The organism is Psychrobacter sp. FME6 (assembly GCF_014861365.1).
Classification (GTDB): domain Bacteria; phylum Pseudomonadota; class Gammaproteobacteria; order Pseudomonadales; family Moraxellaceae; genus Psychrobacter.
In genome coordinates this window covers 38,230-47,784 of sequence record NZ_RRYW01000016.1, presented here as the reverse complement: position 1 = coordinate 47,784, position 9,555 = coordinate 38,230, and the positions used below count along the sequence as shown (strand labels likewise).

General features: G+C 41.4%; 6 protein-coding genes and 1 tRNA gene. 1 reads left to right on the top strand and 6 read right to left on the bottom strand.

All coding sequences use genetic code 11. The annotated features are described in order from the left end of the window. The 6 genes from EI162_RS04030 to EI162_RS04005 form a co-directional block, all read right to left on the bottom strand. The coding region (locus EI162_RS04030) for a helix-turn-helix domain-containing protein (protein WP_192523140.1) at positions 1-366 on the bottom strand (366 nt) is incomplete at its 3' end. Positions 367-501: 135 nt separating this feature from the next. Continuing rightward, positions 502-1,368, bottom strand: a complete 867-nt coding sequence (locus tag EI162_RS04025) for a hypothetical protein (protein WP_192523139.1) — start codon at positions 1,366-1,368, stop codon at positions 502-504. 189 nt (positions 1,369-1,557) lie between these two features. Beyond that, on the bottom strand, positions 1,558-3,024 hold the full coding sequence (locus tag EI162_RS04020; protein WP_192523138.1) for a tyrosine-type recombinase/integrase: 1,467 nt from the start codon (positions 3,022-3,024) through the stop codon (positions 1,558-1,560). A 212-nt stretch (positions 3,025-3,236) separates the two neighbouring features. Next, positions 3,237-3,312, bottom strand: a tRNA-Arg gene (locus tag EI162_RS04015). A 76-nt stretch (positions 3,313-3,388) separates the two neighbouring features. Next, a complete protein-coding gene (locus EI162_RS04010; protein WP_192523137.1) occupies positions 3,389-4,213 on the bottom strand; it encodes a hypothetical protein in 825 nt (274 codons plus the stop codon). Between the two features lie 68 nt (positions 4,214-4,281). Next, positions 4,282-4,809, bottom strand: a complete 528-nt coding sequence (locus EI162_RS04005; RefSeq protein WP_192523136.1) for a hypothetical protein — start codon at positions 4,807-4,809, stop codon at positions 4,282-4,284. A gap of 417 nt (positions 4,810-5,226) precedes the next feature. On the opposite strand from EI162_RS04005, the gene EI162_RS04000 reads away from it, so the two are divergent. Further along, positions 5,227-9,549, top strand: a complete 4,323-nt coding sequence (locus tag EI162_RS04000; protein ID WP_192523135.1) for an exodeoxyribonuclease V subunit gamma — start codon at positions 5,227-5,229, stop codon at positions 9,547-9,549. Positions 9,550-9,555 lie beyond the last annotated feature (6 nt).

Here is a 9,555-nt window from a genome sequence, read left to right as displayed (position 1 = left end):
AAGACAGTGCCATAACGTGCCACCTTTGCTCTTGTCTTTCCAGATATAGCGATAGATGCTCATATGGCTGATACCACCATGAAACCCAGCTATTTGTTCAGGACTCCAGCTCTGTTTAAGCTTGTCTGTAACCCAATCCCATACGTCAGCGATGATAGTGAAAGCGTTGTTTGATCGTCTTGCACAGGCTTCGTTGTCGGCATAATTAGCTCGGTAACCTCGCAGGCTTTTATTACGCTTAAGCTCTCTTGATATGGTGCTGGGACTTCTGCCTAATGCATCAGCTATAAATTTAATACTATGTTTCGCCCCTTTTAAGGCGGAAATCTGATATCGTTCACCTAGGCTTAGATGTGTATAGTTCATGGTTGCAATCTCACTTTGGTCGGTGGATAAAGACTTTGATGCTAGCGCATCTAGGTCTTTTTTTCACCTCGCATTTGGTATTGCACTTCATGTGTTAATCTAAGTTTTTTATCATAAGATTTATAAGAGTTTAATTTACAGATTATCTTTATGAGCTTTATAAGCTTGTCTTAATAACTCATAAGCGTATTCAAAGCTTGACTCTCCTTCTTCATCTATGTTTTCTTTAATGTATCTCATTGCTACTGTGCATTTAGTGAAACCTTGTTCTAGCATAACTTCAAGATATTGCTTCTTCTTTCGTTCACGGTACTCAGGGTTGTCAGCCCATCTTGTTTTGGCCGCCTTAGTGCCTTGTATTGAAGATATTTTTCTAAAATAGTCAGCACTATCATAAAAGATGGATTTACTACTACTAAAATACAATTGCATTGCATAGTCGTGATACATCAAGGCTATATTGAATGCTTCTGTATAATAGGCGATAAAAGATAGCTCTTTGAATGCATATATTCGAAATACTTCGAGGAACTTTAAGCTCAATCTTTTAGATTCAGATGAGGAGTATTTTGATAAAATATGATTGAACAACGAGGTGTTAGATAAAACCTCATTCAAAGAAATAGCTATTTTACTGAATAGTTCACTTATGTATTGATTTAATGCATATTCTTCTTTATTACCTGCAAAACCACTATCTTCGTATTTAGTTGAAAAATTATCTATATTGTTGAGAAAGTAAGGTGTATCTACTTTAAAGTTTTCTCTAACATATTGCATAGATGCAATTTTAGCATCTTCTAAAAAAAGTAAATTATGTTTTTTTTGCGTGGTAGTGCATTGCTCATGATTATATAGGTTGTTAGCTATACCTATATTTTCGGGCATACCTAAAATTACTTCAACAGCGTTTGATAAATTATGGTAATCACTTAACATTTTATCAATAAGAAACATATCTTCCGAAGTAATAGTACTATCGGTATTCAATTTATTTTGCATGAAATCACCTGATTTTTACCTCAAATGGAAGTTATAAGTTACTATAGTCGATCCACTATAAAATAAATACAGTGCTACTAGGATGGATTTTGCGCAGCCTCTGTGCAAGCAGCACGCAAGGAAAGTTTATACCAGTAGCACGCTGTAATGGCTGCACTCTTTTTATTTAGGACTCACTATAGCTGATAGTTATTTTATATAATCAACAAGCTGTCCTAATAACCTATCCGGTACACCTTGCGCTTGCAAGCTCTTTATCAAAATATCTTTGTCATGCAGCGCTATATCAGTAGCCTGCTCATTACGATTATTCATCTCTCTCTTAATTTCATCTGGCGTTAGTAGATCAAAACTAATCGCCTTGCCAGCCCGTAGGTCATCTAAATGATTTGCCCACTGATTCATCATCATCTGCCTTTCTGCTAGATGTGCAGATAAATCATATCTTTTTTTAACGCTAGACTGCTCAAGGTGAGCTAATTGTATTTCTATCAAGTTTTGACTAAATTGCAACTCGTATAATCCAGTGCTGGCAAGCTGCCTAAATCCATGCCCAGTCATTTTAGGATAGGGATCACCTGTATAGCCCATACGTTTTAATGCCTGATTGAACCAGACATCACTATAAGGCTTGCTACGCTCAAAGTTAAAAAATACGTAACCTGTTTTTTCTGTTAGAGGTCGCATACGCTCAATGATAGCCATAGCTTGTGGCGATAGTGGAATGATATGATCTTGACGCATTTTCATTTTATGTGCCGGTATACGCCATACGTTCTTATGATAATCAATCTCTGACCACTCAAAAAACCTTAGCTCTTTCGTTCTAACAAAGCATAACGTCATTAACTGCATGCCAGCGATAGTCTGTTGATGCGCGTTTGGATTATCTGCACCGTATCGATCAATATTGCGTAATAGCTCAGGGAATTGGTGCTGCTCGATTGCTTTCATACGTTCAGGCTTGTGAGGTCGTAATGCTTTGCTGCGACCATAAGCGATATTAATAATGTCGTAGCCTAACGTGTTGATAGCATATTCAAAAACTGAGCTAATAAGAGCAACGCATTTATGCGAAGTATCGGTTGTAAATTTACCGCGCTCTTCAAAATAGGTTTGGATTGCTAATCCAGTTTTGATGATATCTTGTGCCGTAATAGAGCCAATAGGGTAGTCGCCTATATGCGGTGCGATATGCTTATCTAAATAGTTATGAAGTTTTTGAATATTCTTAGGTGTGGTGCTAGATCTTTCGTTGATATAGCTCTTGGCGATAACTCTAAATAAGTCCTTCTGCTCAAAGTTATTTTTCTCATGGTTTTTATGCTCTGTAGGATCGATGTTATCAGCCAGTAATGCTTGAGCTTTATCACGTGCCAGCCGTGCCTCTTTTAGCGACACCTCTGGTTTGAATGTAGAGTCAATGACTTGTTTAGCTGGCTTGTAAATTCCTATTTGATAGGTCTTTTGCTTGGGCTTAAGATCTTTATCAGATTGATAGCGGTATGTCATCTGCCAAAATAATGAGCCATTTGGATGTTGTATAAGATATAAATTGTTGCCATCACCATGGCGTGTGACTTTGGTAGGTGTGGACTGTTTGGCAATGGCTTTCACGCCAGCGTCAGTTAATCGGTAGTCTTGTCTTCTCGTCATGGCTTATACCTCAAGGTGTTGAGAGGTTTAACAACAACCTCACTGCATAATTAACAACAAAAAATGGCGTTGTATATTACTTAACAACTAATTTAACAACATTGTAGAGGTGCTAGTAGGTAATGACAAGTGTTTAATAAAGACTAATAACTATATATAGTAGGTGTTTCAAGGGCTTGAGGTAATGCGAGGTTATGTCTAAATACAATGATTGGTGCGCCCACCAAGACTCGAACTCGGATCGATCGCTTAGGAGGCAACTGCTCTATCCTGTTGAGCTATAGGCGCATAATGGAGTGCTATTGTAAAAAAAAGCACTTATAAAAGCAATCAGTAATAGATAAATAAATAAAGAGGTTTTGGTTTACTTACCATTGCTCAGGGCATCAGCGATATTGACTGAGTCATCATCTGGTGCTTTTTTTGTACGTGATGTCGGATTAAATAGGTCATCTACACTGTTTTGGTAGCCATCAATATTATGGTAATTATACTTTTTCAATATGCTTTGTCCTGTACTTGAAAGGAGAAAGTTGCGAAAATTAACGGCGATAGTATTGTCTGTCAGAATAACACCTTCCAGTGCTTGTTCGTCCTTCAAAGCATAGTTGAAAGAGTTTAGGGTACGAGATTCTGTGTTATCGCGCTCGGTATCCTGCGTCTTATCATTGATATCACTATTACTTTCATCAACAGTAGAGCCCTCGGCAGCACGGTCATTGTTATTTGCTTTGGTTTGATGGTTTTTATCTTGAGCGGCTGTTAGCTTTGTTTGTAGTGGTGCAAGACGTTCAGTAGATAGGTTGCCGTCAGCGATAATCATGTCTGTACTAACCAGAAACTCAGAGCGCTCATTATTAGTGAAAGCATCACTTGATAATGTCAAAAGGGCAGTAGAGGCTACATAGTTTGTTATAACGTCCACATGAGGATAACGAGATTCGAAACCGACGATTACATCATCCAACGGACCTTGTAGGTTTTCTTCCGCTTGAATATGTAGGGTGCTTTTAGAGTCGGTGCTTTTATCATCGTTCATTCCAGCAGTTGCACTGTCATTTTCACTCGCCATAATAGGTAACGGATCTGCATTTTTACGATTGCTACTCCATAACCAAGTAAAGATAGCGATAAAGATTACTAATAGTAGTAAAATTAGCCCAGCCAGTAGCAGCTTGTAGTCTTTCATATATTACCGTTCTTTTTTTGGTTTACTTGATATGGGAGTCAGTTATTGTATTAGAGCTAGAGCTTGCTTTACAACTTTCGATGCAAGACTTCATCGGCTAAATCTGCCAGCATATCTGCAAAAATATCGGTTGCGCCGGTTGCGACAGGCATGGCTTTTTGCTTAGCACTTTTACGATTATTGGTATCATTGTTATTTATAGGAGTAGCTGGGTAGTTTGAGGGCGAGATAGGTTGAATGTCAATCGCTTTTGCCGCTTGATGCGCTGCTAAGGGCGATTGATTGGTCGTCAGCTTGTCTTTGAGCCATTTAAAACCATGTGCTTCCCACCATGCCTTAAACCGAGGTAACGTGCTGCCACGTACGGCGGCAGGCAGGTTCAACGTCCGTAATTTCTGTGCTAAAACAGGATCGCTAATGGCTTGGTGAATACTGAGGTAGAGTCCACTGCTATCATCCGTATAAGGCTTTCTGTTTTGCCATGATCGATCATCGATTTTCATACGTGGCAATTGCCACAGCTCACCACGATAGTATACAACATATAAACGTCGTTTCGGATGAACAAAGATGGCATCAATGGGACGCAAGGGCATAGTGTTTAAGTATCTCGTTGATAAAAGAATAAAAAAGAGGCAATGGTTAAATAAAAATCGTCACTGTTTTTTTAAATGATGAATCAAGACGACAGTAATTGTCGCAAGGTATTGTCATGCTAGTATCTATACTAGTAAACGATTCTTATCGGTGGCACACTGATAATTGTTATTGAAGGGGGAGCACCGCTTATCATTGCTATTACAGACTTAGATTCATTATCCTAGCAGAAACGCATAGCAGTCACGACCGCGAAACATGGATTGCTCAGTGTTGTCTGTCGTCTTTTTTATTTATAGCGCATGTGCATAGATGAGTTTTACTAATTTTTAATTTATCAAACCAATATTTATTGATGACACTCTTTCACTACCTCAATCAAACCATTAATCAGACCATTAATCAGATCACTATTTATGTTTACCATTATTCAGTCGCACCGCACCGAGCACCTAGTTGAGCAGTTACTTAACGCTTATCAATCTAAAAACCTGCCTATATTTGAAGAGTTTATTGTCATTGTGCCATCGATGGTGCTGGGCGATTGGTTAGATAAATCCATTGCCAGCCAAGCAGGCATTAGCACCTTGGTTACCACAAAGTTTTGGGGGCAGTATCAATGGACGTTGATGCAAAAGGTATTGGCTGAGCACAATGTTTGGTTAGAAGCCAATCAACGTTCGCAAGAGGTTTTGACCGTGCCAGAAGTAGCGGTATTGACTGGGGCTGTGATGCAATGGCGACTGTTTGGTTACTTCACTTATTATCAAGCACAAATTATGGCGGATGATAAGCACCCTTTATACCCATTATTATCGGCATTACTGGATGAAGAAGCAGATCGTAGTCAGCAAGATGTGCGGTTGTGGTCATTAGCGACAGACTTTTCACGAGTATTCAGCCGTTATTTGACCCATCGTGAGGATTGGTTGACGTTATGGTCTGATAATAAATCGGTTGATGTAGAGCTGCTTGTGGCCGAAAAAGACAAGCTAACGATGGAGTTTGATAAATACGCTGGCATCACGCCTGATTGGTTGGTGGCGCATTATACGGAGCTTGAAGTCGCCCAACGTCACTTATGGCGTTTGTTATTTGCCTCGGTATATGAGCATCGCGCCTCGATTGAGACGCGTTTCTGGCAAATTATGGCCAAAGATAAAGCCAATAGCGGGGTAGATATCAAGGCGATACTGCCAACGCAACTGCATATTTTTACCATTCAGCAATTACCCCAAAACGAGCTCAATTTCTTGCAACGTTTATCAACTTACCTTGATATCACTTTATTACATTACAATCCGTCGCAACTGTTTTGGGCAGATATCGTTGATAAGCAGTGGTTACAACGTCAGCAAGTGATCAACCCTGACAGTGTGTTTTTACGAGATTATGGGCACACGCTATTGTCACGTTTGGGTAAGCAATCGCGTGAGACTTTTGCCATGCTGGCGAGCTTATCAGGTAATGAAGAGTCAGATAACTTTAAGCTCGATTGGCAAGATAAGTTTGATGTCGATTATCCGCAGGCAGAAAGAACTCAATCCGGACAGCCCTTAAGCCTGCTTGCGCACTTGCAGCAAGATGTATTGATGCTCGATGAAAGCGCGACACAAAAAACCACTGCTGGGCGCTTAAGTGCCGCGCTTGGTACGCAAGTGCAATCGGATAGTCATAACGCTTCAGAAAATAAAGCTATTAACGATAATAATAGCCTAGGTAATAGTAATGATTCCGACTTATGGTTTAGCGACAATACTCTAAAAGGCAAACGCTATGAGCAGCCGCGTCATTGGCAACTCTCGCAATACGATAATAGCCTAAGTATTCATTCTTGCCATAATTTACAGCGCCAGCTTGAAGTGCTGCGCGGCATGATTGGACGCTGGCTAAACGAGGCAAATGAAGATGGTAGCACACGCCATTTGTCTGATATCGTTGTACTTCTCCCTGATGTCGATCGTCATCACGAGCTGATTAACTCAGTGTTTGTTAATGGAGAAGGGCAGGATGGTCTGACGCTACCGGCTAAAGTCACGGGTGTGGTTGATAAGTCGATTCGCCAGCTATGGGAAGCAATACGCGGCTTTTATGGGTTATTAGGCAGTGAAAGCGCACGTTTTGAAGCGGCTGAAGTTTTTGATTGGCTGATGCTGCCACCACTTTATGAAAGCCTTGGCTTAACGCATGAGCAGATGAGCCGAGCCTGTGACTTATTAGAACAAGCAGGATTTGTACGTGGCTTTGATGAAGCTCACTTGCAGCAAACACTTGATACAGATGACTATGATTACCGCTTTAGCTTTGCCCATGCTTTGGATAAAGTCGCGCTAGGTTTGATCATGCCAGAAGCGAGTATCAGCGATTGTCTGTATCCTGAACATTGGCAAGATAATGTACTGGCAGAAAAAACCGTGCCCATATCTGCCATCAGCTTGGCGGATGCTGCGATTATTGAAGCACTATGTCGTGTCTATAGCGGCTTACATCATTGCCGTTACGAGTTTCAAGCCCGCTATAATGCTGAGAATTGGCTCAATAATATTGAGAACCATATTATTCATCCGTACTTTGGTGTCCTTGATCAGACGCGTCCGATGCGTGCTATTTTTAATGCGATGAATGGTTTTAAGAGTAGTTTGCGCGCCAACCGTCATTATCAGCGCTATCATGCTGAGGATATGAATTCTACGACGATAGATAGTACAGCGACTCCATTAGAACTTGAAGCCAGCCAAGTTGAATCAAAACTATCGCAAGTCAGTAATTTGCCTTTAAAGCTCAGCTTTATGCTCGATAGTATTGAAGACGAACTTGAGAGTCAGCAGGTCAGTGCGGAACCGACAGGCGTGATTACCTTCGGGCGTTTTGGTGCACTGCGTAACGTACCGTTTGGGTTGGTTGTTATGCTCAATATGGACTTGGCGGAGTTTCCCAATCGTGACCATGACAACCGTTATGATTTGATGAAATCTGGGCTGGCACGTCGCGGTGATAGATTTAGTGAAGATGACGATAATGGCGCGTTTTTAGATGCGCTGCTGTGTGCTCGCAATGCCTGCTGGATTTTTTATAATGGCCAGCGTCTTACCGATACTCACGAACACTTACCCGCCAACCCAGTGAGTGAGTTACTACAGTTTTTAAAAGGTGAGGTTCAGTGGCAGTGGGACCCTTTAAAAACCGAACAACTTAAAAATCAATCATCAACGATTATTGAAGAGCAACAATCAGCATTGGCAGCGCAAGTACAGCGTTACCTGCCCAAGCTTATCGAGCAGTGGTTGGTCACTCATCATCCAGCGCTACCCTTTGCCCAAGAAGTGTTTGTGCAGTCAGAAACGCTTAATGAGCAAGCAGCGAGTGGTTCATTTGATGGTGTTTCATCTGGCTCAACGGCTGATGAAGATGCTGGTCAAGCACTAATAAACTTACTTACGCGTGCTATGCAAAAAGAAAAAGCCTATCAGCAAAGTACCAATGCTCCAGCACGGGTGTGGCATGAAGTGTTTGAGCGTTTGCAGTCTCAAGATGACGGTGCCATATCAACTGTTAAAGTTAATCTGCCCAGTCAAGAGGACTATGCCAATATTGCTCAGCGTATTGTATTAGACAATGTATTAGACAATGCAACTGTACAAGGGATAGATGAGCGCTTTGAAATCAGCCAAGTAGATATGCAGTATCTGCACTACCAAGTGCGTCATCCCGCTAAGCATTTTTTACGAGAACAGCAAGTACATGTGGTATTGCCTGAAGATGAGATGGTGCACCAAGAGCCATTATCGTTGTCAGGCCTAAGCGCTTATGAGGTAAATAAGCAGCTACTCGATGAGTTAAATAAAGACAGTGACGTTGAAGGTAGCAGCGCAGACAATCACACCACGCACTCTGTAAGCAAGCTATTATACGATCCAGTGATGCCAGCTGGTGTGGCACGTCAGTCAACTCTGCAGTATCAACAGCTTAAATTACAACAGCAGTGTCGAGAGTTTGCCGAACAACTATCAGCATTAGGTATAGATACTCATCGTAGTGGTAATAATGCCCTACTAACTCCTTGTACTGAGATTATGACCACGGTTGCCGCACCAGATATCAATCTGCAAGGGAGGCTGCAAGTGAAAGGTATGATACCAGTAGAGGCGCTTACTACTAATTATAACTCGGAAGACGGCTCCTCCTCACCTGAGCTGTGGCTAAACATCTTGCCCAATAGTGCGCGTACCCAGTATTTACTGCGCTTTTGGTTGTCACATGTCTACTGGCAGGTCGCGCGGCGTACTACCGAGGTGCAAGTTGCTGCTGGCGATGGTAGAAGCATTTGGCGTTTTAATAAAGGCAGCGATGAGTACAAGAAATTCAAGGGAAAAACCACGTTTGAGCTTGCACCTATTGCCTATGACATTGCCTTGGCTGAGCTTCTTAAATGGGTGAGGTTTGCGCATATGGCTGGCAAGATACCCATGACTGTATTACCTGTTCATGCGCTTTCTTACCTTGACAAGGTCAATGATGCCAAAGCAAAAGATTTAGATTATCAGCCTAAACCCAGTGATTTTGAAAATTGGTTATGGCCAAGTTATAACAGCGACGTTATATATGATAGCTGCTCACAGCATGAGATATGGCAATATATCCTTTATAAGCAAGACGCCTTTACTAAATTAAAAGACGCTCTGCCAGCATTAGCCCAGCCTTTATTTGGTGCAATGGATGAATCCTTACAAGCGCTATAAGGCAGT

What these genes read in the sequence shown, in the direction of transcription:
- EI162_RS04020 (WP_192523138.1), bottom strand. Translation starts at nt 3,024, where the DNA reads ATGACGAGAAGACAAGACTACCGATTAACTGACGCTGGCGTGAAAGCC.
- EI162_RS04000 (WP_192523135.1), top strand. Translation starts at nt 5,227, where the DNA reads ATGTTTACCATTATTCAGTCGCACCGCACCGAGCACCTAGTTGAGCAG.
- EI162_RS04010 (WP_192523137.1), bottom strand. Translation starts at nt 4,213, where the DNA reads ATGAAAGACTACAAGCTGCTACTGGCTGGGCTAATTTTACTACTATTA.
- EI162_RS04005 (WP_192523136.1), bottom strand. Translation starts at nt 4,809, where the DNA reads ATGCCCTTGCGTCCCATTGATGCCATCTTTGTTCATCCGAAACGACGT.
- EI162_RS04025 (WP_192523139.1), bottom strand. Translation starts at nt 1,368, where the DNA reads ATGCAAAATAAATTGAATACCGATAGTACTATTACTTCGGAAGATATG.